Source organism: Streptomyces sp. NPDC003691, from assembly GCF_053981115.1.
The window spans coordinates 87,038-110,230 of the sequence record NZ_JBSFNQ010000001.1 but is presented as its reverse complement, the minus strand read 5'-3'; the positions used below and the strand labels follow the sequence as shown (position 1 = coordinate 110,230).

At 75.5% G+C, this 23,193-nt stretch carries 16 protein-coding genes; 10 read left to right on the top strand and 6 right to left on the bottom strand.

Annotation, left to right across the window (positions count from 1 at the left end):
• Positions 1-197 precede the first annotated feature (197 nt).
• The 4 genes from ACWDR0_RS00420 to ACWDR0_RS00405 all read left to right on the top strand — a co-directional run bounded on the left by ACWDR0_RS00420 (position 198) and on the right by ACWDR0_RS00405 (position 5,739).
• Positions 198-971 carry a DeoR/GlpR family DNA-binding transcription regulator gene (locus tag ACWDR0_RS00420; RefSeq protein ID WP_456349335.1) on the top strand — a complete coding sequence of 258 codons (774 nt, stop codon included), beginning with the start codon at positions 198-200 and terminating at the stop codon, positions 969-971.
• Positions 972-1,461: 490 nt separating this feature from the next.
• Positions 1,462-2,895, top strand: a complete 1,434-nt coding sequence (locus tag ACWDR0_RS00415) for an FGGY family carbohydrate kinase (RefSeq protein WP_456349334.1) — start codon at positions 1,462-1,464, stop codon at positions 2,893-2,895.
• Positions 2,892-4,397 (top strand): FAD-dependent oxidoreductase, encoded by a 1,506-nt coding sequence (locus ACWDR0_RS00410; RefSeq protein WP_456349333.1) that lies wholly within the window; start codon positions 2,892-2,894, stop codon positions 4,395-4,397. Before ACWDR0_RS00415 ends, ACWDR0_RS00410 begins: the two co-directional genes overlap by 4 nt.
• A gap of 10 nt (positions 4,398-4,407) precedes the next feature.
• A complete protein-coding gene (locus ACWDR0_RS00405; protein WP_456349332.1) occupies positions 4,408-5,739 on the top strand; it encodes an NAD(P)/FAD-dependent oxidoreductase in 1,332 nt (443 codons plus the stop codon).
• 38 nt (positions 5,740-5,777) lie between these two features.
• Here ACWDR0_RS00405 and ACWDR0_RS00400 read toward each other — a convergent pair whose 3' ends face one another.
• Entirely contained in the window at positions 5,778-6,446 is a 669-nt protein-coding gene (locus ACWDR0_RS00400; protein ID WP_456349331.1) for a pentapeptide repeat-containing protein, read from the bottom strand.
• A 593-nt stretch (positions 6,447-7,039) separates the two neighbouring features.
• Between ACWDR0_RS00400 and ACWDR0_RS00395 the strand changes: the two genes are divergently transcribed.
• The gene (locus ACWDR0_RS00395) at positions 7,040-7,945 is read left to right on the top strand and encodes a universal stress protein (protein WP_456349330.1); all 906 of its coding nucleotides are present in this window, start codon (positions 7,040-7,042) and stop codon (positions 7,943-7,945) included.
• Positions 7,946-8,351: 406 nt separating this feature from the next.
• The gene (locus ACWDR0_RS00390; RefSeq protein ID WP_456349329.1) at positions 8,352-9,011 is read left to right on the top strand and encodes a class E sortase; all 660 of its coding nucleotides are present in this window, start codon (positions 8,352-8,354) and stop codon (positions 9,009-9,011) included.
• 55 nt (positions 9,012-9,066) lie between these two features.
• On the opposite strand, the gene ACWDR0_RS00385 is transcribed toward ACWDR0_RS00390, so the two are convergent.
• The 3 genes from ACWDR0_RS00385 to ACWDR0_RS00375 form a co-directional block, all read right to left on the bottom strand.
• On the bottom strand, positions 9,067-9,888 hold the full coding sequence (locus ACWDR0_RS00385; RefSeq protein WP_456349328.1) for a MerR family transcriptional regulator: 822 nt from the start codon (positions 9,886-9,888) through the stop codon (positions 9,067-9,069).
• Between the two features lie 53 nt (positions 9,889-9,941).
• Entirely contained in the window at positions 9,942-10,829 is an 888-nt protein-coding gene (locus ACWDR0_RS00380) for a DUF2268 domain-containing protein (RefSeq protein ID WP_456349327.1), read from the bottom strand.
• A gap of 90 nt (positions 10,830-10,919) precedes the next feature.
• Positions 10,920-11,969 carry a PHP domain-containing protein gene (locus tag ACWDR0_RS00375; protein WP_456349326.1) on the bottom strand — a complete coding sequence of 350 codons (1,050 nt, stop codon included), beginning with the start codon at positions 11,967-11,969 and terminating at the stop codon, positions 10,920-10,922.
• Positions 11,970-12,320: 351 nt separating this feature from the next.
• Here ACWDR0_RS00375 and ACWDR0_RS00370 point away from each other — a divergent pair, with 351 nt between their 5' ends.
• A complete protein-coding gene (locus ACWDR0_RS00370) occupies positions 12,321-13,553 on the top strand; it encodes an FUSC family protein (protein ID WP_456349325.1) in 1,233 nt (410 codons plus the stop codon).
• Positions 13,554-13,680: 127 nt separating this feature from the next.
• Here ACWDR0_RS00370 and ACWDR0_RS00365 read toward each other — a convergent pair whose 3' ends face one another.
• A complete protein-coding gene (locus ACWDR0_RS00365; RefSeq protein WP_456349324.1) occupies positions 13,681-14,481 on the bottom strand; it encodes a VOC family protein in 801 nt (266 codons plus the stop codon).
• 478 nt (positions 14,482-14,959) lie between these two features.
• On the opposite strand from ACWDR0_RS00365, the gene ACWDR0_RS00360 reads away from it, so the two are divergent.
• Positions 14,960-15,211 (top strand): DUF6158 family protein, encoded by a 252-nt coding sequence (locus ACWDR0_RS00360; RefSeq protein ID WP_456349323.1) that lies wholly within the window; start codon positions 14,960-14,962, stop codon positions 15,209-15,211.
• 16 nt (positions 15,212-15,227) lie between these two features.
• Here ACWDR0_RS00360 and ACWDR0_RS00355 read toward each other — a convergent pair whose 3' ends face one another.
• Positions 15,228-16,271, bottom strand: coding sequence for an alpha/beta hydrolase (locus tag ACWDR0_RS00355; protein ID WP_456349322.1), 1,044 nt, complete (start codon positions 16,269-16,271; stop codon positions 15,228-15,230).
• Positions 16,272-17,061: 790 nt separating this feature from the next.
• Between ACWDR0_RS00355 and ACWDR0_RS00350 the strand changes: the two genes are divergently transcribed.
• On the top strand, positions 17,062-20,622 hold the full coding sequence (locus ACWDR0_RS00350; protein WP_456349476.1) for a phosphodiester glycosidase family protein: 3,561 nt from the start codon (positions 17,062-17,064) through the stop codon (positions 20,620-20,622).
• Positions 20,623-21,054: 432 nt separating this feature from the next.
• Entirely contained in the window at positions 21,055-23,139 is a 2,085-nt protein-coding gene (locus ACWDR0_RS00345; RefSeq protein ID WP_456349475.1) for a SpoIIE family protein phosphatase, read from the top strand.
• Positions 23,140-23,193: the final 54 nt, after the last annotated feature.

The window sequence follows — 23,193 nt, the reverse complement described above, 5'->3', positions numbered from 1 at the left end:
TGAGAGACCCCTCATGCATTCCGTGGCGGGCCGCGGGAACGGAGACCGGAGGCGGCCCGTGAAGGGCCCGCGGGGCATGGCCGGTTCCGGCGGTTGCCGCACCCGGCGGCGGTCCGACCCCTTGACGGGCTCCGGGCAGCAAACCACACTTCCCGACGTGCCCGGTCAGATACGGGCGGTGACAGTCAGGAGCCGTGATGCTTCCCGCGGAGCGCCATCGCCGAATCTCCGCCGTCGTCGACCGGGCCGGAACCATCAGCACCGAGGCCCTCGCCGACCAGCTCCAGGTGTCCGCCGAGACCGTCCGCCGGGATCTGGGGCGGATGGAGCGGCGGGGGGTCCTGCGCCGGGTGCGGGGCGGTGCCGCGTCGCTCGCGGTGGTCCGTCAGGTCGGCGGCGAGGAGGCCCCGTTCGCGGACCGGGCCGCGGCCCATCCCGAGGCCAAGGCCGCGATCGGCCGGGCCGCGGCGGCGCTGGTGGAGAACGGGTCGATCGTCGCCATCGACGTCGGCACCACCGCCGTCCAGATCGCCCATGCCCTGCCGCGGGACTTCCGCGGCACGGTCGTCACCCCCTCGCTCCAGGTCGCCCGGGTGGTCTCCGGGCTGCCGCGCGCCGTGGTCCTGCTGCCCGGCGGCCGGCTCCGCGGCGGCGATCTGGTCTGCTCGGGCCCCGACACCATCCGCTTCTTCGCCGGGATCCACCCGGACATCGCGTTCCTCGGCTGCGGCGGGGTCGACCCGGCGGCCGGGGTGACGGACTTCCACTACGAGGAGATCGCCACCAAGGAGCGGATCCTGGCCAACAGCGCCCGCACCTACACCGTCGCCGACGGCAGCAAATGGGGCCGGGTCGCCGGGTACCGCGTCTGCGCGCCCGGCGACTGCACCGCGGTGATCACCGACGGTACGGCGCCGCCCGGGCCGGTCGCGGCCGTCCGGGAGACCGGCTGCGAGGTGCTGGTGGCCTGATACCGCCGCAACCCACCTCACCGGACCTCGTGCCGAACCCGGGCGCCGACCCCGCGCAGCTCACCGGCGCACGGGACCACGGCGGGCGGTGCCGCGCCCGCAGGGACCCGCCGCCACCCGTCCGGCGCCGTCCGCCACGGGCTCGGTGCCGATACGGGCAGGGGCGGCCGCCCCCGTACCCCGCTGCCGCCCGCCGCGTCCACCCGCTCCCGCCCACCGTCGCGCGGGACCCGGAACACCGCCCGCGCGGGACCCGGAACACCGCCGCGCCGCACTCCGGAGCGGTGACGCGCGGCTCCCGTCACGCGGTTTCCCCGACCCGGCTCCCGTCACGCCGGTCCCGTAGCAGTGACCGAGACCAACCCGCCTGCAACGTAAGGAAAGCACCCATGCCCAGCCACCCCCCTGAGCGCGCCCCCCTGCGGTCCGCGCCCGCCGGGCCGGGGCGCCCGTCCGAGCGCTCCGCGCCCCCCCGAGGGGAGGCCCGCCGATGACCGTCGTCCTCGCCGTCGACCAGGGCACCTCCGGCACCAAGGCGATCGTCGTCGACCACGACGGCACCCCGCTCGCCCTCGCCGAAGCCGGACTCCGGCCCCACTACGGCGACGGGGGAGTGGTCGAACAGGACCCCGCCGCCGTACTCGCCTCCGTACTCGACGCCGGACACCGGGCCCTGGCCGGGGCGGGCCGTCCGGTCGACGCCGTCGCCCTGGCCAACCAGGGCGAGACGGTCCTCGCCTGGGACCCCGCCACCGGGAAGCCGCTCACCCCGGCCGTCGTCTGGCAGGACCGGCGCGCCGAGTCCGAGTGCGCCCGGCTCGCCGACCACGCCGAACTCCTCGCCGCCCGTACCGGCCTCGTCCTCGACCCCTACTTCTCCGCGCCCAAAATGGCCTGGATACGCCGCCGTCTCACGGCCGAAGGCGTCGTCACCACCCTCGACACCTGGCTGCTCCACCACCTCACCGGAGAGTTCGTCACCGACGCCGCCACCGCGAGCCGCTCCCTCCTCCTCGACCTCGACCGCGCCGACTGGGACCCCGAACTCGCCGGACTGTTCGGCCTCGCGGACGAACCCCTGCCCCGGATAGCGGCCTGCGACGAGATCATCGGCACCACCAGGGCCTTCGGCCCGGAGCTCCCCGTCGCCGGAATCGTCGTGGACCAGCAGGCCGCGCTGCTCGCCGAAGGCTGCCTGGCGGCGGGGGAGGCCAAGTGCACCTACGGCACCGGCGCCTTCCTCCTCGCCAACACCGGTACCCGCGCGGTGCGTTCCGTCTCGGGCCTCACCACCTCGGTCGCCTGGCGGGCCCGCGGCCGTACCCCCTACTGCGTCGACGGCCAGGTGTACACGGCGGGCTCCGCGATCCGCTGGCTCCACGACCTCGGCTTCATCCGCTCCGCGGACGATCTGGACGCCATGGCCGCCCCCGAGTCCGACGGCACCCTCTGCGTCCCCGCGCTCGCCGGGCTCGCCGCCCCCTGGTGGCGCCCCGACGCCACCGCGACCTTCACCGGGATGACCCTCTCCACCCGCCCGGGGCATCTGGTCCTCGCCGTCGTCCAGGGGGTCGCCGCGCAGGTCGCCGGCTTGTGCGACCTGGTGGCGGCCGACCTCGGCGAACCGCTCACCCGGCTGCGCGCCGACGGCGGACTCACCCGCAGCCGAACCCTGATGCAGGCCCAGGCCGATCTGGCCGGGATCCCCGTCGAGGTCTATCCGTCGCCGCACGCCACCCCGCTCGGCGCCGCGGCGTTCGCCCGGCTGGCCCTCGACACGTCGCTGAGCCTGCGGGACGCCGTCGGCGACGGGAAACCGTCGGCCGTCTACGAACCCGAGTGGTCCGCGGACCGGGCCGCGGAGTTCCGCGCTACCTGGACCGCGGTCGCCGAAACGTCACTGCGCGCGGGGGAGCGCCGGTGACGGCGCCGCCCCGCCGCCCCGGCCCCACCACCGCCCGGGTCCATGACGTCGCCGTGATCGGCGGCGGTGTCGTCGGCACCGCCATCGCCCGCGAACTCGCCGGGCACGAACTCTCCGTCGTCCTGCTGGAGGCCCGCTCCGACCTCGGCGACGGCACCAGCAAGGCCAATACCGCCATCCTGCACACCGGCTTCGACGCCACCCCCGGCACCCTCGAATCCCGGCTCGTCGCCCGCGGCCACACCCTGCTCTCCGACTACGCCCGCGCCACCGGAATCCCCGTCGAACGCACCGGCGCCCTCCTGGTCGCCTGGACCCCGGAGGAACTGGCCGCCCTGCCCGCCCTGCGGGCCAAGGCGGCGGCCAACGGCTACCACCGCACCGAACTCGTCGGCCCCGAGGCGGTGTACGAGCTGGTGCCCGCCCTCGGCGACGGCGCCCTCGGCGGGCTCACCGTCCCCGACGAGGCGGTCGTCTGCGCCTGGACCACCACCCTCGCCCTCGCCACCGACGCCCTGGCCCGCGGTGCCGTGATCCTCCTCGACCACCCCGTCACCGCGGCCGTACCCCCCGGGCCCGGCGGAACCGGCGGAACCGGCGACGAGGACGGCACCACCGTCCTCAGCACCCCGGCCGGCCCGGTCCGCGCCCGCTGGACCGTCAACGCCGCCGGACTCGCCGCCGACCGGATCGACACCCTCTTCGGACACGACCGCTTCACCGTCACCCCCCGCCGCGGCGAACTCCTCGTCTTCGACAAGCTCGCCCGCCCGCTCGTCGACCGCATCGTGCTGCCCGTCCCCACCACCGTCGGCAAGGGGGTCCTGGTCTGCCCGACGGTGTACGGCAACGTCCTGCTCGGCCCGACCGCCGACGACATCACGGACCGCACCGCCACCGGCACCACCGAGGACGGCATCGCCTTCCTGCGGACCCGGGGCGCCCGCCTCCTGCCGCGCCTCCTCGACGAGGAGGTCACCGCCGCCTACGCCGGACTGCGCGCCTCCGTCCCCGGCCACCCGGACTATCTGATCGAGGCAGACCCGGACCGGCGCTACGTCCTCGTCGGCGGCATCCGCTCCACCGGACTCTCCGCGGGCATGGCCATCGCCGAACACGTCCGGGACCTGCTCGCCACGAGCGGCCTGCACCTCCGGGAACGCCCCCGCCTCCCCGCGCCCCCGTCCGTGCCCTACCTCGGCGAGACCGGCATCCGCCCCTACCAGGACGGCGAACGGATCGCCGCCGACGCCGCGTACGGCGAGATCGTCTGCTTCTGCGAGCGGGTCACCGCGGGCGAGGTCCGCGACGCCTGCCACGCCCCGCTGCCCGCCCGTACCCCCGACGGCCTGCGCCGCCGCACCCGCGCCATGAACGGCCGCTGCCAGGGCTTCCACTGCGGCCCCGCCGTGGCCCGTCTGCTGGACGGCCACACCACGGGCGGCGGCTGTACGAGCCGCTGCACCGCACACCGGCCCCCCACCGACCCCGCACCGAGGTGACCCCCCGACCGTGAGCAGCCCCGCCCCCGCATCCCGCCCCGCGTCCGGCCCCCGGAAACCCGCCGTCCTCACCCCCGACGTCCTCGTCGTCGGCGCGGGCCCCGCCGGACTGACCGCCGCCGCGGCCCTCGCCCCCCGCGTCCCCGGCGAAGTCCTCGTCCTCGAACGCGAAGCCGAACCCGGCGGCATCCCCCGCCACAGCAGGCGCACCGGATACGGCATCCGGGATCTCCGCACCCTGCTGACCGGCCCCGCCTACGCCCGCCGGCTCACCGCCGCCGCCCGGGCCGCCGGAGCCGTCGTCAGGACCCGGGCCACCGTCACGGGCTGGGCGGACGGCTCCGGCACCGGTGGGCGCCCCGCCCTCGACGTCACCAGCCCCGAAGGCCGGTTCCGGGTCGAGCCGCGCGCCGTCGTCCTCGCCACCGGCGCCCGGGAACGGCCCCGCGCCGCCCGGTTCGTCCCCGGTGACCGGCCCGCCGGGGTCCACACCACCGGCTCCCTTCAGAACGCCGTCCACCTGGACCCGGGCCGGTCCGTCGGCCGCCTGGCGGTCGTCGTCGGCGCCGAACCCGTCGGCTGGTCCGCCGCGCTCACCCTGCGCCGCGCGGGCTGCCGGGTCGCCCTGCTGCTCAGCGCCCACCGGCCCGCGGAGGGGAACGCGGCACTGGCCCTGGCCGCCACCACCCTGCTGGGAGCGCCGGTCGCGCACCGCACCCGGCTGACCCGGATCATCGGCCGCACCCGCGTCGAAGCCGTCGAGATCGAACACCTCGACACCGGCGCCCGCCGCACGGTCGCCTGCGACACGGTCGTCCTCACCGGCGACTGGATCCCCGACCACGAACTCGCCCGCGCCGGCGGACTCGACCTCGACCCCGGCACCCGCGGCCCCCTCGTCGACACCGCCCTGCGCACCAGCCGCCCCGGCGTCTACGCCGCCGGAAACCTGCTGCACCCCGTGGCCACGGCGGACACCGCCGCCCTCGACGGCCGCCATGTCGCCGACCGGATCGCGGCCCGCCTCGCCAACGCCGACCTCGCCGACCCGGCCCCCGGAATCCGGCTGCTCGCCGGGGCACCGTTCCGCTGGGCCGCCCCGGGCCTGCTGCGCCCCGGCGATCCGGCCCCGCCGCGCGGCAGGCTGCTGCTGTGGAGCGACGAGTACCACCGCGCACCCCGGCTGACACTCCGTCAGGACGGCCGCACCGTCGCGGAACACCGGTCGGCGCGCCCCGCCGTCCCGGGCCGGGTGCTGGCGGTCCCGTGGTCCCTCGTCCCCCCGCGGATCCTCCACGGCCACACCCCCGGCCGCGGGCCCCTGGTGATCGGCCTGGACTGACGGGGGCCGCGCCGGGGGCGAGAGGTCCCCGGCGCGGTTCAGTCGTCGCGTACGGCGACTCCCAGGGTCTGCGCGAACCGCGGTGCCAGATCGAAGAGCTGGAGGGTGCTGATGGTGGCGCCCCGGAGGGACTCCACCCCGTCCACGAGGTCCAGTTCCGCCGCCCCGCGCAGGTCCACGTCCGCCAGCCGGGCCCCGGCGAACCGGCCGCCCTCCACGGTCGAACCGGGGAACGACACCCCGGTCAGCCGGGCCCCGGCAAAGTCGGCGTCCCGCAGCAGGCAGTCGGCGAAGACCACGTCCCGCAGGGTCGCGGCCCGCAGGTTCACCGAGTCGAGCTTGCACTGGTGGAAGACGACCCGCCGAAGGGCCGAGCCGTGCATTTCGAGACCGGCCAGCACACCCGCGACGACCTCGGTGTCCAGCCAGGACGTCTCCGCCAGGTCGGTCCCGACGAACCGGACGGTGTGCATCCAGACATCGTTGAGACGGGCCCGCCGCAACCGCCCGCCGGAGAAGGACACCGAGGTGAGCGCGGACTCGGTCAGCTTCAGGGCGGGCGCGTCGCACTCCTCGTAACGCCCGCCGTCCAGCAGGACGCAGTCGAGGTCGTCCTCCTCGCCGCCGGACAGTCCTCCGTCGTACGGGGTGAGATGGCGGGCGTACGGCAGGTCCTTCAGGGCGCGGGGCGCGGGAGTTTCGGGCACGGCGAAGCCTCACGAACGGATCGTCGGACGGAGTACGGAGTACGGATTACGGATTACGGATTACGGAGCGGCGGTACGGAGCCGGGGTACGGCGCACGGTCGCGGCGACCGGCAACACGGGCACGCGACACGGGCGCACCGCACGGCACCGGCCCCGGTCGGGGCACCGGCTCGGCGGGCCTCACGTTACCGCAGGTGAGAGGCGCGTCAAAGGCCGATCGGGGGTGTCCCGAAGAGGGCGTCGAGAAGCCCTTCCATGGGGTCTTCAGGGGCCGTTCCGTGGCGCGCTCGACGGACGGGTGGGATCGCGCACGGAAAGGCGGCGAGACAGGCTCCTGCGGCCTCCGGCTTCCTGCTTCCCGCTCCCGGCCGCGCGGACCCGTGCATCGGTTCACCCGTTCGGCCGTGCGCGGCCGGACCGCCGCGAACCGCCGCTGACCGCCCGGCGGCTCCCGGGGCGGCCGGTCGGCCCGCAGGAGGGGACCTCCGGGCCGCCGCTCCCGGGACCTGTGGCCCTCGCACGGACGGATACGGAGGCAGATGCTGGGCAGGGGATCACCGCCGATCCCGCCCTTACCAGGAGGTGTGCATCCATGCCCAGCACCAGCGCCGGCAGCACCGGAGCGGTCACCGTCGGTCTCGACGGCTCCCCGGAGAGTCTGGCGGCCGCCGAGTGGGCGGCCCGCGAAGCCGGGCTGCGCGGACTGCCGTTGAAACTGGTCAGCGTCTGGGAGCCGGTGCCGATGCTGGCCCGGGCCACCTTCCTCGGCGACGAGAGCCGTGACCACTGGTCCGGCCGGATCCCGGTGGAGGCGGCGGCCGGGGTGCGCGAGCGCCACCCCGAACTGGACGTGACAGCCGACCAGTCGACGGGCCGCCCCGGCGAGGTGCTGGCCCGGCTCGCGGAGGAGTCCTCGCTGCTGGTCCTCGGCTCCCGGGGCCTCAGCGGCTTCGGCGGCTTCATCGTCGGCTCCGTCGGACAGGCCGTCCTGGCGGAGGCCACCCGCCCGGTCGTCTTCGTCCGGGCCCCCGAAGACAGCGGCGACGGCGACGGCGACGCCGACCGGGGCGGTGACGGGCCGGTGGTGCTCGGCATCGACGCCCATGAACCCGACGACGCCCTCCTCCGGTACGCCTTCGAGGACGCCGCCCGCCGGGGCGCCGCGCTGCGGGTGGTCCACGTCTGGTCCCTCCCGCCCTACTTCGCCTACGGCCTCCCCCAGGACCCGGTCCTCGACGCCGAACTGGCCCAGCAGGAGGCGGCGGCGCTCACCGAGGTCTTGGCGCCCTGGCGGGCCGAACACCCCGGGGTGGAGGTCGTCGAGGCCCCCACCGTCGGCAAGACGTCCGACGTCCTGGTCGAGGCGGCGAGCGGCGCGGCCCTGCTGGTGGTCGGCCGCCGGATGCGGCGGGCGCCCTTCGGCGGCCGTATCGGGTCCGTAGCCCATGCCGTACTGCACCACGCGACCGCGCCGGTCGCGGTCGTACCGCACGCCTGACGGCCGCCGCTCGTACGGGCCCGGGGGACCGCCCCGGGCCCGCTGCCGTTTCCGCCGCCGGGCCCGTACACCGCGAGACGATCATGCCCCGGCAGCCCCGGCGGCAACGGCCCGGTCCGCGCCGCCTGTTGACGGTGTGTCGCCCGCCGCGGCGTTCCGCGCGGACCACCCGCGCCCGCCCCGCGCTCCCGTGTCACCCGCCCGCCCGAGCCGTACCATGCGCCCGCCCGTTCCGCATCCCCGCTCCCGGATGCCCGCCCCGAGCCCTCCGCCGTACGCTGGGACGAACGGCCCCGCGCCGCCCGGCGACTCCCGGGCCCGCCGCCCCTCGGCGGCCGGCCCCGCCGGAGAGCGGCGCGGCTCCCGGGAGCGGCCCGCCCGCCCCGGCCGACGATCCGGAAACTCCATGGCCGATCCGTATCCCCGGCATCCCCGGCGTACCGCACGCACCCTCCGTCGTCCCCGTACGGTCTCCCGGGTGCTCGCCGCCCTCACCACCGCCCTGCTCGCCGTGGCTCTGGTGGCCGCGGGCCCGGCCCCCGCGGCCGCGGACCCGGCGCGCACCGTCCCGGCCGCCCTGAGCATTCCGGCCATCGGAGTGAAGGACCTCCCGGTGGTCCCGTACGAAGGCACCACCGACGATGCCGCGGGCACCCGTATCCAGGACCGCGGAGTGGCCGCCAGCCCCTATGGCGAACACGGCGGCGTGGGGCCCGGGCAGACCGGGAACTACCTGGTGACCGCGCACCGCCTCGCCGCGGGCGGCCCGCTGCGGGACCTTCCGGCGCTCACCGCGGGCGACGAGGTGCTCGTCGTCCACGAGGGCCGCACCTACCGCTACGAGATCACCGGGACCAGGACGACGTCCTTCCGTTCGGCCCGCTCACTGGCCGAACAGCGCGCCCCCGTCCCCGGCCGCCCCGGAGAGCGACCCACCCGCGCCATGATCACCATTTCGACGTGCGCCACTCCGGAGGACGACGCCGCGGGCAACCACTGGCGGGACGCGCTGGGCAATCCGGAGCACCGGATCGACAAGATCGGGGTGTCGGCCGGGGACCGGTGATGTACCCCCGGCGATGCCCGTAAACAGTCGGGAGCGGCCGCGGTCCGCGGCGGCGCTACTCCCAGACCGCCGTGTCCGGGTCGATGCCGTGGGCCGCCGCGTTCGCCGCCACGATCTCCCAGAGCCAGGACGCCAGGCCCGGCGCCATGGCGTCGTAGTGGTCGGCCCAGCCCTGCTCGGAGACGAACTTCCGGGCGATACAGACCTGCATGGAACGGGTGCAGTCGAAGTAGCCGGACATCAGCTCCCGGTGCCGTTCGGCCAGCGTGTTCGCCGCCGCCGAGCCGGGGGAGACGCCGGAGCGCAGCGCGGACACGAGATCGGCGTCGAGTGCCGTGGAAGCCGCAGTGACCTCCCTCCAGTCGTCCGCCGACCTGGCTGCCGCCCGCTCCGTGGCCTGGGCCCACTGCGGGCTGTCGCCCCAGCACTCCCCGGCCGCCTCCACCTGCGAGATCCGCCATCCGGTGCCGAAGATCTCGGCCTGCTCCCGCAGCGTCAGTGTGATTCCCGTGCGCCGCGCCGCCGTCAGCCGGTCGACCCCGTCGACCATCCGCTCCAGCTCGGCGATGCGCTCGGTGAGCAGGGACCGCTGGCGGCGCAGATGGTCGTCGGCCCCGGTGTCCGGGTCGTCGAGGATCCGGCCTATCTCGGCCAGCGGGAAGCCGATCTCGCGGTAGACCAGCACCCGGTGGATCCGGGCGATGTCGTCGGCGGAGTAGATCCGGTAGCCCGCCCGGCTGCGGCCGCCCGGGCGCACCAGTCCGACCGCCTCCCAGTGGTGCAGCGTCTTCACGCTCACCCCGGCGAGCGCGGCCGCTCGTCCCACGGTCAGCAGGTCCGGTCCGGTCGCTCGCGGTGCGGGGAGGCCATGGGTCACCGGACCAGTCTCCCGCGTACGGTTCGCCAGGGCACCGCCCATCGGAAGCCCCGTCATGCACGGCTCGCCGCAGCCGCGTTCGCGAGGATCTCGCCGACGGGCAGGACGGTGCTCTCGGCGGCGGTCAGACCGGTGGCCGCCAGATGGGCGTCGACGATCCGCAGTCCAGCCGCGTACCCGGCGGGGCCGGGCAGCCCCACGGGCTCGTACCCCAGCCGCTGCGCGGTGTGGTCGCCGAAGACATACGGGGGCGGATTCGCCGTCCCCGCCGTATCGACCGCCTCGGGCACCCGGCGGTGCGCCTGGTCCGGTTCCGGCCCGGTGAGCCGGGGCGCCCGCGGCCCAGGGGCGGCCTCGCCCGCCAACTCCCGGACGAACGCCTCCGCCAGCCCCTCGGCCACCACGCGCTCGCCGGCCGTGACCGTCCCGGGGTTCCAGAACACATTGGCGTACCGCACGTTGTGATGGAGTTCGTGAGCGGCGGCGTGACCGATCGCCGCCAGGGAGGTCCCGGTGGGCCGGACCGTCAGCAGGACGGCGCCCGGGAAGCCGCCCAGCCCGAAGTAGCCCGCGCTGCGGACCGTCAGCAGCTCGTCGTCCGGATCGCCCGGCACGATGACGACATGAACGGTGTCCGCGGTCCTGGCTCCGGGCAGCGCGGCGCCCAGCCGATCGCGGGCGGCCGTCAGCCGCTCCTCGACCCGGCCCCACACACCGGCCGCCACCATCTCCTCCACGGCGGCGGCACAGCGCGGGTCGTCGTGGTCGAGGGGAAATCCGCCGCCCGAGCGGTGCATGGCGACCAGGTCCGGGTCCCCGGCGACGGCGAGGGCATCGCGCAGCGGGTCGAGCAGCTCCCGCAGGGCGCCCGGCCGTTCCGCCGGGGGACGCCCCAGCAGGTCGAGCAGCGCGATGGCGGTGTCATGAACAACGATCTTCATGGCTCGCGACCGTAAAGCCTCCTGTTGGGGGAGGGACAAGCCCTGTTGCCGGAGGGGCCGGGTCCGGCCGCGCCCCGCCCCCGGTCGCGGCTACCCCGCCGTCCACGCCAGCAACTCCGCCGCGCCCCAGGTGTTGATCACGCGCTCCGCCGGCACCCCCGCCCGCTCCGCCCGGTCGCAGCCGATGATCTGCCAGTCGAGCTGGCCCGGCGCATGCGCGTCCGTGTCGATCGCGAAGTGGACCCCGGCCTCCACCGCGAGGGCGAGCAGCCGCATCGGCGGGTCGAGCCGCTCGGGGCGGCTGTTGATCTCGACGGCGGTCCCGGCGGCCGCGCAGGCCGCGAAGACCCCGGCCGCGTCGAACGCCGACTCCGGGCGGGTCCCGCTGGTCGTCCGGCGGCCGCCGCGCATGTGCCGGCGTTCGATCAGCATCCGTCCCGTACAGTGCCCGAGCACATCGACCAGTGGATTCTCCACGGCCCGCAGCATCCGGCGGGTCATCCGGGCCCGGTCCATCCGCAGTTCGGAGTGGACGGAGGCGACGACGACATCGAGTTCCGCGAGCAGGCCGGGGTCCTGGTCGAGACTCCCGTCGGGGAGGATGTCGCACTCGATACCGGTCAGCAGCCGGAACGGCGCCCAGCGCTCGTTCAGCTCCGCCACCACCGCGAGCTGCTCCCGCAGCCGTTCGGCGGTCAGCCCCCGGGCGACCGTGAGCGTGGGGGAGTGGTCGGTGAGGACCGCCCAGTCGTGCCCGAGCGCGATCGCCGTCCGGCCCATGTCCCCGATCGGACTGCCGCCGTCCGACCAGTCCGAATGCAGATGGCAGTCACCGCGGAGCAGGGCCCGCAGCTCCGCGCCGCCCTCGGCGAGCGGCGCGGCCGCCGCCTCGTCCTCCAGGGTCCGCAGATACTCCGGTACGTCACCGGCCAGCGCTTCCAGGACCACCGTCGCGCTCTTCGGGCCGATGCCCTTGACCGCCTCCAGGGCGCGCCGGGTGCGGGTCCGGGCGGCCCGCTCCGCCGGGTCCATCCGGGCGAGGACGACCGCGGCGGTACGGAACGCCTTGACGCGGTACGTGTCCGCCCGGGCGCGCTCCAGCAGGAACGCGATCCGGTCCAGGGCCTCCACGGGGTCCATACGCTCCTCCTCCGGCCCGCTCCCGCCGCTCCGTCCGGCGCGCGGGCCGTATTTCCGGCTCTCGGGGTCTCGGGGTTCCCGGGTTTCGGCCGTTTCCGGGGTCACGGGCCGCGCGGCTCGTCCCACTCTCCTCCCGGCGCCCCGTCCCGGCACCCGGGACCCGCTCGGTTCCGGACTCTCGTAGCTTCCTATGAAATCTGAATAAAACGGACAGAATTCCTGGTCGTGCCGTGCGGGAACCGGGTCCAGCGGGCACATCCACAGGCATGCGTCGTCGCTTCCGCCCCGGCCCGTTCCCCGGCCTGCTCCCCGGCTGGTTCCGCGGCCGGGTGCGCGGCCGGGTCCGCGGCTGTGGCTGAGGGGCGCCGGGCGTCCCGCGGCCCGGTGGCGGCCCTGACGGACGCCGTCCACGCCCTCTACCGCGACCCCGTCGTCGTCCAGGCGCTCCGCTCCACCGCGGCCGCCACCATCGCCTATGTCGTCGCCCTCTGGCTCAGCAGCGAGCCCGCGCCCCTCACCGCGCCCCTGACCGCACTGCTCGTCGTCCAGGTCACCCTCTACTCCACCCTCACCACCGGCATCCGCAGGGTGAACGCCGTCATCGCGGGCGTCCTGATCGCCAGCGGATTCAGCCTGCTGGTCGGGCTGAGCTGGTGGAGCCTCGCCATGATCATCCTGGCCTCGCTGATCGTCGGACACATGGTCCGGGTCAGCGAGTTCGTCCCCGAGGTCGCCATCAGCGCCATGCTCGTTCTCGGCGTCACCCGGGTGGCCGACACCGCCTGGGACCGGGTGCTGGAAACCCTCATCGGCGCGGTCGTCGGGCTGCTGTTCAACGTCGTCTTCGTCCCGCCCGTCTGGGTCGACACGGCGGGCGAGTCCATCGACGACCTCTCCCGCCGGATGCGGACCCTCCTCCTCGACATCGGCCGGGAGCTGACCGCCCCCGCATCCGTGGAGACCGCCGCGGCCCGCCTCCGCGAGGCCCGGCGGCTCGACGACGACATCGCCGGTGTGGACGCCGCCCTGCGCCAGGCGGAGGACAGCCTGAAGCTCAACCCGAGGGTGAAGGAGGGCCCGCTCAGCCGGGTCGTCCTCCGCACCGGTCTGGACACCCTGGAGATCTGCGCGGTGGTGCTGCGGGTCCTCGCCCGCACGATGACCGACCTCGCCCGGGAACGCCGTGGCGAGGAACTCTTCCCACCGGTGACCGGACGGGCCCTGGAGCAGCTCCTCCGCCATGTCGCCCAAGCCCTCGTGGGCTTCGCCGACCTGGTCACCGCCCAGGTCAGCGAGAACGCGGCCGCCGCCGAACGGGAACTCTCCGCGAACCTGGACGCGGCCGCCGTCGCCCGCGAACGGGTCGCCGAGCTGCTGCTCACGGGCGTACGGAGCCACCCCCGCCACTGGCAGTTGCACGGCGCGCTGCTCGCCGAGATCGACCGGGTCCTCGCCGAACTGGACCCCGAGCACCGCACCCGGCGGCTGATGGAGGAACTGGACCGCACCACCCGCGAGGAACGCGTCCACTTCCCCGCCCCGAAGGCGGCACGCCGCTGGCTGAGACGGCGGCGCGCGAGCTGACCGGAGCCCGGGGCCCCGCGGCGCCGTACGGCCTCCCGGCGGTCGGACCACGGGCCCGCGCCCGCCCTGTCCGTACCCGCCCGCGCCCTTACTTGTCCCATCCGTACCCGCCCGGCCCGGCGTCCGGTCAGATCCGCTCGGTCACCGTGAACAACGCCCCGTCCGGATCCCGCAGCGTCGCCTCCTCCGCCCCCTCGAACGTCGTACGCCGCTCCAGCACCGTCCCGCCGTACTCCTCCACCGCACGCGCCGTCGCCGCCGCGTCGTCCACCGGGAAGTGCACGTCCCAGCGCGGCCGCAGCAGCTGATCCGGGGCCGTGCCCGTCGCGCCCGAGCTGAGCCGGGCCAGCACATGGCCCTGGCTGATCAGGACCACCTCGTCGTTCTCGTAACCGACCTCGCAGCAGCCGGGCCGCTCCGACGCCCAGTCCAGCACCTCGCCGTAGAAGATCGCGGCGTCGAACGCGTTCCGGGCCCGCAGATGCAGCCAGGCGGGCGCGTCCTTGTGACCGGACTGCCAGTCCGGGATCAGCGCGCCCTCCCAGATCCCGAACACCGCCCCGTCCCGGTCGGCCGCGAGCGCGCCGCGCCCCAGCGAGAACGCCAGCGGGCCGACGGCGACGGTACCGCTGCGCTCCCGGATCCTGGCGGCCGCGACATCCGCGTCGGGGGTCGCGAAGTACGGCGTCCACGCCACCGCCACCCGGAGCCGCGGCGCCAGCGCCCCGATCCCGGCGACCGGCGCGCCGTCCCGCACCGCCACACTGAATTCTTCGCCGAGCCGGCCTCGGTGGAACTCCCAGCCGAGCACCGCCCCGTAGAACGCCTGTGACGCTCCGAGGTCCCGGGCCATCAAGCTCACCCAGCACGGGGCGCCGGGCGTCCGGGCGCTCGGAGTCGCGGTGGAGGCGTGCTGCTGGTCGTTCATGGGTTCTTGCCCCTGACGTCGCCTGGACAGCTCTGACACGGCTTGCCCCTGCCCCGTGGTGACCGAGTGATTCCCCCGGCGTACCGCGCGGGGTCTCTGCGGTGCGCCCGCGGTGTTCCCGTGGTGGCAGGGCGGCGTTCGGACGCCGGACCGCGGGCAGGGAAGCTCTTCGGGGCCGGGTTCCGGCCCCACTCCATCCTGCGCCCCCGCCGCCCGGGGCGCGAGTCGCGGCCACCGCGCGCGGTCGGGCGCACACCCGGCGGTACGAAACCGGTGCCGCAGGCCGGGTTGCGGCGGCGCGCCGGAGGGTGCGGACGGTCGCGCGGTCGGCCGCCATGTCTTCGGGTCGCCCGACCGGAAGGGCCCGGGTTACGGGCGTACGCTCGGATGCACAGCCTCGGACGCCGGTACGGGCCGACGGCGCTCGGGAACCGGGTCGGCACGGCCGGCCGCGTACCCGGAAAGGAGCACGGCCGCCATGACTCACGCCGAAGAGCAGCACCGGGGCATCGCCGCCGACCGCCTCGGGGAGGCCGAGCTGATCCGCGAGCTGGAGAACATCCACCGCAGCCGGCACGACACCCTCCTCCACGGCTCGTCCGCCGCGCTCTCCGCGCACACCACCCGGATGGCCGAGCTGGAGGAGGAGTATCTCCGCCGCCACCCGGACCGCCCGGTCGCCTCGGGCCGCACCCGGGCGGGCGCACGCGCAAGGGACCACCGCGACTGAACGCGCCCCGGAGCGCTCAGCTCTCCAGAGCCCGCAACAGCATCCGCAGCGAGAAGTGGAACTCACGGGACCAGTACGCCGGGTCGTGGGTGCCCGGATGGAACCGCGTGGTCACCCGGGCACCGGCCGCCCGCAGCACCGGGGCCAGGATCTCGTTCTCGGCCCGCATGATCGCTTCGGTCGGCGACAGGACATCGGCGGGGAACGGGTCGTCCGGATCCTCCAGCCCGGGGATGTGCTCGTCGGGCAGAGTGTCCGGCGGGTCCAGCGGCCCGAGTCGCCCGTCACCGCAGGAGAGCCGCACCGGGACGCCCGCGAGCCGGTCCGCGAGATATACGGGATCGTGCGCCTCCCAGACGGCACGCTGTTCCACCGGATCACCCCATAGGGCGGTCCGGTCCAGCCCCAGGTAGTCCATCGCGGCGCCGACCGCGTGCGGATGCCGGAGCGGGTGTACGAAGCCGCTGTAGCTGGCGGCGGCGCGGAACATGCCCCGGTGCCGGGCGGTGTAGGCCAGGGCGCCGAAGCCGCCTTGGGACTGCCCGGCGACGACGCGCCGTGTCCCCGCGCCGTACTCCGCTTCCACCAGGGGCAGCACCTCGCGCAGATGGAAGGCCTCCACGGCCGGAGGGCCGCCCGCGCCGTGGTTCCACCAGTCGGTGCAGAACCCGAACAGCGGCATCTCGGGCATCACGACGAGGGTGTGCCGCAGTCCTGGCAGGTGCTGGATGCCGTAGTCCCGGGTCCAGGCCAGATGGTCGCCGTCCCCGCCGGGCAGCAGGAGCAGGACGGGCCACCGGTGCACGGGCCGCCGGGCGTGCCACCCCTCGGGCGTGAGCAGCCGCACCCGGCCGGGACGCCCCAGGGCTGCCGAATCCACCAGGAGATCGAGAATCCGCCGCCCCGAGTAGCTCTCCCCGAGCACTCTCGCCGCCCCGGAAGCCGGAGCCGCCGCCCCGGGCAGCGCGAGGGCCTGCCCGCCCGCACCCACCACGGCGGCAAGCGTGAGCGCCCCTTGAACGATGAGCCGCCGGCCGGGACCTGACGGAACGGTACTCATACGGACGCCTCGTCTCCTCGGGTGCCGCCCGCGGGGCCCGCGGCGCGATCCGCCTCTCTCCGAGTGTCCGCGCGGAGGGTGCCCCGGCGGATCGGTCACACCCCTGAAGCCTCCCGGAGTTCACCCCTGAGACGGATGGGGGATTCACCTCTCGGAGGCGCGGGGCGTTCCCTATGATCGGCGCGTCGGAGGCCGGGGCGGAGGGGGAGGGGGTGGGTAGGTTGATGGGCCTAGGGGTGGTTTTGCCGGAGTCGGTGAAGTTGCTGCGGGAGGGGTACGGGCGCTGAGAAAGGGCCAGGTGAGGGAGTGTGCTCCCCGCGGGCGCGGGGATGGTCCCCGGGGGACGGGGAGAGCGGCGCGGAGTTGGGTGTGCTCCCCGCGGGCGCGGGGATGGTCCCTACGTTCCGGACGCGTTCGACCGGGAGATGTGGTGCTCCCCGCGGGCGCGGGGATGGTCCCCCCTACCACGCCGAATCCGACGAGAAGTTCGTGTGCTCCCCGCGGGTGCGGGGATGGTCCCGCCTGTAGCTTCGACGCGGCCACGATCCGGGCGTGCTCCCCGTAGCCGCGGGGCTTCCCCCACCACCCCCGCCGCGCACCGAGCCCCACACCCCCAGAACCCCCTTCCGCGATAGCGTCTCCGCGACGTCGCGCGCCCGCGCGCCCACCCGTGCTCCATCCGCCGTGATCCCCCGTGCAGGAGACCCCAGTGGACCGAGACAGAGCCCCCCACCGCAGAACAGCAGGCACAGGGACAGGCGCAACCGCCACTGCCCTGCGTACCCGCTTACTGGTCACCACCCTCACCGCCCTCGTCGCCGCCCTAACCACCCTCACCGCCGGAACCATCGCCCCGGCCGTCGCCGACCCCCGTCGCCCGCCCCCCACCACCCCCGAAAGCCTCCGGCCCGTCGCGCCGCCGCCCGCCCGGAATCCCGCGGGGGCCCACGCAGGGGCCCACCCCACCGACTCCCGCGGCATCGAGACCGCCCGCGTCTCCCGGCCCGTCGCGCCCGGGATCGGGCTCACCTCGTACGACCGGCTGGAAGCCGGCAAATGGCTCCGGGTCGACAGCCTCTCCGTCCGGCTCGGCGGACCCGCCGGACAGGCCCCCGGTGTCGACCATCTCTCCTCCGGCAAGGTCACCGGCCGGGACACCGTCACCGCCCTCGCCGCTGCCCACGACCCCGGGCCGGGGCGCCGGACCGTCGCCGCCGTGAACGGGGACTTCTTCGACTACAACCGGACCGGCGCGCCCCTCGGCCCCGGGATCCGTGACGGCGCGCCCGTCCACTCGCCCGCCCCCGGCTCCCACCAGGCCGTCGGTATCGGCCCCGACGGCGCCGGGCGCGTCCTCCGGCTCTACTTCGACGGCACCGTCACCCTCCCGTCCGGCCCCGCCCCCCTGACCGCCTACAACGCCGCCCGGGTCCCCGCCGACGGCATCGGCGCCTACACCCCCGCCTGGGGGACCGCCGACCGCGCCCTGACCATCGGCGCCACCAGCGCTGCCACCACCCCCACCGCCACCGCCACCGGCACCGCGCCGCGGACCGCCGAAGCCCTCGTCCGCGACGGCACGGTCCTCTCCGTCGCCGACCGCACCGGCACCGGACCCGTCCCCGACGGCACCACCGCCCTTGTCGGCCGCGACGCCGGGGCGGACCGGCTGCTCGCCCTGCGGCCCGGCGACCCCGTCTCCGTCTCCTTCCGCCCCCGCACCGACGGCGGCGGACCGGTGCCCCGTACGGCCGTCGGCGGCCGCGAACTCCTCGTCGTCGACGGGGTCGCCCGCAGCCACGAAGGGCAGCCCAACAACACCGCCGCGCCCCGTACCGCAGTCGGCTTCTCGCGCGACGGCCGCACCATGCGGATCGTCACCGTCGACGGCCGCCAGGCCGACAGCGGCGGGGTCACCCTCACCGAACTCGGCCGCATGATGGCCGAAGCGGGCGCGTACAACGCCCTCAACCTCGACGGCGGCGGCTCGGCCACCCTCGCCGCCCGCGCCCCCGGCAGCGACACGCTCCAGGTCGAGAACAGCCCCTCCGACGGCGCCCAGCGGCCCGTGCCCAACGGGCTCGCGTTCACCGCGCCCGACGGCAGCGGACGGCTCCGCGGCTTCCGCGTCGAGACCCGTACTCCGCCCGCGGACGCGCCCACCGCGTCACCCGTACGCGGCGGCCGGCCCGACCGGGTCTTCCCGGGCCTGACCCGGGCCCTGACCGCCGCCGGATACGACGAGACGTACGGCCCCGCGGCCGGAGCCCCCCGCTGGCGCTCCGCCGCGCCCGCCGTCGGCCGGGTCGATGCCCGGGGCGTGTTCCGGGCCCTGCGCGGCGGCACCGCCTCCGTACGCGCCGAACACGGCACCGCCCACAACACCGCCCACAACACCGTCCACGGCGCGATCCGGCTCACCGTCCTCGGCCCGCTCGCCGCCCTGGAACCGACGACCCGCCGCATCTCCCTCGCGGACCCCGCCGCCCGCGGCGCCTTCGGACTGCTGGGCCGCGACGCCCAAGGGCACAGCGCGCCCGTCGAACCCGCCGACGTGACCCTCGACTACGACCGGGAGCGGTTCGCCGTACGGGACGACGGCACCGGCTCCTTCACCGTCACCGCCCGCCCCAACACGGCCCCCGGCGCGGCCGGGCGGATCACGGCCACCGTCCGCGGCGTCACGACCGCCCTCGCCGTCGGCGTGGGGCTGACGGAAGAGGAGACGGCCGGGTTCGACGACGCCGGAACCTGGACCTTCAGCCAGGCCCGCGCCGCCGGGTCCGTCGCCCCCGTACCCACCGGGAACCCCGGTACCGCGCTCGCGCTGAGCTACGACTTCACCCGCTCGACCGCGACCCGCGCCGCCTACGCCAACCCGCCGCACCCCCTGCCGGTCCCCGGGCAGCCGCAGTCGTTCGGCCTGTGGATCGACGGCGACGGGCGCGGCGCCTGGCCCACCCTCCACCTGAAGGACGCGGCAGGTTCGGACCACCTCCTGCGCGGCCCGTACATCACCTGGACGGGCTGGCGGCACATCACCTTCACCGTGCCGCCCGGCGCGGCGACCCCGCTCTCCGTCCACCGCTTCTACCTCGCGGAGACCGCGGCGGACCGGCAGTACACCGGGCGGATCACCATCGACACGCTGACCGCCCGGGTACCGCCCGCGGTGGACCTGCCCGCGCCGCCGCGCACCGCGGATCCGCTGATCGGGACCGCGGCCCGGGCCGGGGCCCGGGACTGGCGGTTCGCGGTGATGTCCGACGCACAGTTCGTGGCCCGCGACCCGGGCAGCGCGATCGTGCGGCAGGCCCGGCGCACCCTGCGGGAGATCCGGGCCGCCCGGCCGGACTTCCTGCTCGTCAACGGGGACCTGGTGGACGAAGGATCACCGCGGGACCTGGCGTTCGCGCGGCAGGTGCTGACGGAGGAGCTGGGGACGGCCGTCCCCTGGTACTACGTCCCCGGGAACCACGAGGTGATGGGCGGCCGGATCGACCACTTCACCGCCGAGTTCGGCCCGGCGAGCCGGGTCTTCGACCACCGCGGCACCCGCATCGTCACCCTGGACACCTCCAGCCTCTCCCTGCGCGGCGGGGGCCTCGCCCAGCTCACCGCGGCCCGCGCGGCCCTGGACGGCGCGGCCCGGGACCCGGGCGTCGACTCGGTGCTGTTCGCCCAGCACGTACCGCCGCGCGATCCGACGCCGCAGCAGGGCAGCAGGCTCGGGGACCGCAAGGAGGCGGCGCTGCTGGAGAGCTGGCTCGCCGACTTCCGCCGGACGACGGGAAAGGGCGCCGCGTTCATCGGCGCCCATGTGGGCGTCTTCCACGCGGACCGGGTCGACGGAGTCCCGTATCTGGTCAACGGCAACTCGGGGAAGGCGCCCGCGGGCCCGGCCGGGGAGGGCGGCTTCACCGGCTGGTCGCTGGTCGGGGTCGACCGGATCCCGGCCGCCGACCGGCTCGCGGCCCGCGAACGCCCCTGGCGGCCCGGCCCGGACTGGCTGACCGTGCAGACCAGAGCCCATACGGACGACCTCGTACTCACCGCGCCGGACACCCTCCCGGCGGGCACGGACACCGTCGTCCGCGCGACGGTCCTCCAAGGTGTACGGGCGGTTCCCGCAGCGCACCCGGTGAGCGCGGACTGGACGGCGTCCCGGAACGTCCGCATCACCGGCGCCAGGACGGCGGGGCGGGACGGCACAGGGGAGCCGGTGGTGGCGGTGTTCACGCCGTCGACCGGCCGGCTGACGGCTCTCCGCCCCGGGACGGTGACCCTGGCGGTGACGGTCTCGGGCGAGACCCGGCGCGCGACGATCACAGTCACCCCGCGCGCGGGGTGACCGGGCGGGGGTGACGGCGGCCCCCGGCGTACGCCCCCGGCACCCGGCTCCGTACGCCCCCGGGCGCCCGGGCCCGGCACCGTACGCCCCCGGCACCACCCCGCAGGTCCCGCCGCCCACCCCGTACGCCTCCGCAGGCCCGCCCCACCGCTCCCGCCCCACCGCCCCCGCCCCACTGCTTCCGCCCTGCCCCCTCGCCATGCGGGGCGCGCCGATCGCGGGCAGGGTGGTCCTGAGTGCTCGGGCGAGTGCTCGGGCGGCAGCGCCGCGCACCGGTGCCGCCGCCCGGCGGGCCGGGAGCGTCACAGCACGGAGGAGGAGGTGGTGCGCGTGGGCGGTCCGCGCGCACCGGGTACCGTCACGGCGGGCGGCGGCGGGGACGAGGACGGAGCGGGCCCCTCCGCCCTGCTCTCCCGCGTCCTGGCCGACCTCATGGAGACCGTCCACGCCCACTCCGGCGCCGCCTACCTCCTCTCCGCCGACCGCCTGGTCCTGGAGATGGCCGTCAAGGCCGGACTGCCCCGCTCCTTCTCCGCGCCCTGGGAGCGCGTCCCGCTGACCGCGCAGATGCCGCTCGCCGACGCCGTACGGGAGGGGACGCTGGTCTGGGTGTCGGGGGAGGAAGAGATGTCGCGCCGCTACCCCAGGATCGCCGTGGTCCTCCCGTACCCGTACGCCCTCACCGCCTTCCCCGTCGCCGACGGCGAGACGACCTACGGAGCCGTCTATCTGACCTGGCCCGGCTCCCACCCGCCCACCCTCTCCACCCGCGAGCGCACCGCCCTGGTGACGGCCGGTGACGAGATGGCGAGGCTGCTGCGCAGGGCGGCGGCGACCGGGGTCGTCCTGGCGGCCGACGAGGAGCCCGTCCAGGCCGAGCCGACGGGCACGGCCGACCCCGACGCCGCGGCCCGGGCGCTGCGGATGGTGGCCCGGATGCCGGAGGGCCTCTGCTCCCTCGATGTCGACGGGCGGGTGGTGTACGCCAATCCGGGCACCGGGCGGCTGCTGGGCGTCCCGGCCGCCCGGCTCCTCGGGCAGCGCCTGTGGAGCGCGCTGCCCTGGCTGGACGATCCGGTGTACGAGGACCGCTACCGCGCGGCCATGCTCAGCCAGCAGACCGTGTCGTTCACCGCGCTCCGGCCGCCGAAGCAGTGGCTGCTGTTCCGCCTCCACCCGGGCCGCACCGGCATCAGCGTCCACATCAGCACCATCGGTCAGGCCCCGGGAGCCGAACCCGCGCCGGGGACGGCAGTCGCCCGCCCCGGCGGCGGCAGCCTGGTCTCCATCTCCCACATCCTGAGCCTCGCCGGGGCCCTCACCAAGGCCGTCGGCGTCGACGACGTGGTGGAGACGGTCGCGGACGAGATCATGCCCACGCTCGGCAGCGACGCCCTGGTGATGCTGGCCGCCGAGAACGACCGGCTCCTGGTCCTGGGCCAGCGCGGCTACCCGGACCCGGCCGTCATCGACCGCTGGGACGGGACCCCGCTGACCGCGCAGATCCCCAGTGCGCAGATCCTCGCCACCGGGGTGCCGTCCTTCTTCGAGACGCGGGAGCAACTGGAACGGGTCTACCCGGCCCGGTTCGCGACCCCCGACGGCATGGCGGCCTGGGCGTATCTGCCGCTGATCGCCTCCGGACGGCCGATCGGCGCCTGTGTCCTCGGATACGCCCGCGAGCACCGCTTCTCCACCGACGAACGGGCCGTCCTCACCAGCCTCGGCGGCCTCGTCGCCCAGGCCCTGGAACGGGCCAGGCTGTACGACGCAAAGCACCGCCTCGCCCAGGGGCTCCAGTCCTCCCTGCTGCCCCACTCCCTGCCCGCCCTCCCCGGCCTGGAGGCGGCGGCCCGCTATCTCCCCGGCACCCACGGAATGGACATCGGCGGCGACTTCTACGACCTGATCCCGTTCTGCACCCCCGGGGACGACGGCCGGGCGGCGGCGGTACGGGGCGCGGCGGCCGTCATCGGCGATGTCCAGGGCCACAACGCGACGGCGGCCGGGCTGATGGGGCAGGTCAGGACCGCCGTACGCGCCTATACGGCGGTGGGGCAGGGGCCGGGCCGGGTCATCGAGAGCACGAACCGGCTGCTCATCGACCTGGACGCGGAACTCCTCGCAAGCTGCGCCTACCTCCACCTCGATTTCGCGGGGCGCCGCGCCCTGCTGGCCAGGGCGGGCCACCCGCTGCCGCTGCTGCGGGAGCCCGACGGCCGGGTCCGGGCCCTGGAACTCCCGGGCGGCCCCCTTCTCGGGGTCGACTCCAAGGCCGCGTACCCGGTCACGGAGGTGCCGCTCGTCCCCGGCGCCGTACTCGCCCTCTATACGGACGGGCTGATCGAACGGCCCGGTGTCGACCTCGACGTCGGCCTCGCCGAGCTGGCGCGACGGCTGGCCCGGGCCGGGGACGCACCCCTGGAGGAGATCGCGGACGCACTGGTCGGCATGGTGGGCGCGGAAGCACGCGGCGACGACACCGCACTCCTGCTGCTCCGCCCGTGCGGCCCGTGAAACCCGTCCGGCCCGCGAAAGGAGCACAATCGAGGGAGGAAGAGCGACAGCTCC

What these genes read in the sequence shown, in the direction of transcription:
- ACWDR0_RS00390 (WP_456349329.1), top strand. Translation starts at nt 8,352, where the DNA reads ATGGCCGATCCGTATCCCCGGCATCCCCGGCGTACCGCACGCACCCTC.
- ACWDR0_RS00395 (WP_456349330.1), top strand. Translation starts at nt 7,040, where the DNA reads ATGCCCAGCACCAGCGCCGGCAGCACCGGAGCGGTCACCGTCGGTCTC.
- ACWDR0_RS00420 (WP_456349335.1), top strand. Translation starts at nt 198, where the DNA reads ATGCTTCCCGCGGAGCGCCATCGCCGAATCTCCGCCGTCGTCGACCGG.
- ACWDR0_RS00415 (WP_456349334.1), top strand. Translation starts at nt 1,462, where the DNA reads ATGACCGTCGTCCTCGCCGTCGACCAGGGCACCTCCGGCACCAAGGCG.
- ACWDR0_RS00355 (WP_456349322.1), bottom strand. Translation starts at nt 16,271, where the DNA reads ATGAGTACCGTTCCGTCAGGTCCCGGCCGGCGGCTCATCGTTCAAGGG.
- ACWDR0_RS00365 (WP_456349324.1), bottom strand. Translation starts at nt 14,481, where the DNA reads ATGAACGACCAGCAGCACGCCTCCACCGCGACTCCGAGCGCCCGGACG.
- ACWDR0_RS00380 (WP_456349327.1), bottom strand. Translation starts at nt 10,829, where the DNA reads ATGAAGATCGTTGTTCATGACACCGCCATCGCGCTGCTCGACCTGCTG.
- ACWDR0_RS00360 (WP_456349323.1), top strand. Translation starts at nt 14,960, where the DNA reads ATGACTCACGCCGAAGAGCAGCACCGGGGCATCGCCGCCGACCGCCTC.
- ACWDR0_RS00375 (WP_456349326.1), bottom strand. Translation starts at nt 11,969, where the DNA reads ATGGACCCCGTGGAGGCCCTGGACCGGATCGCGTTCCTGCTGGAGCGC.
- ACWDR0_RS00345 (WP_456349475.1), top strand. Translation starts at nt 21,055, where the DNA reads ATGGAGACCGTCCACGCCCACTCCGGCGCCGCCTACCTCCTCTCCGCC.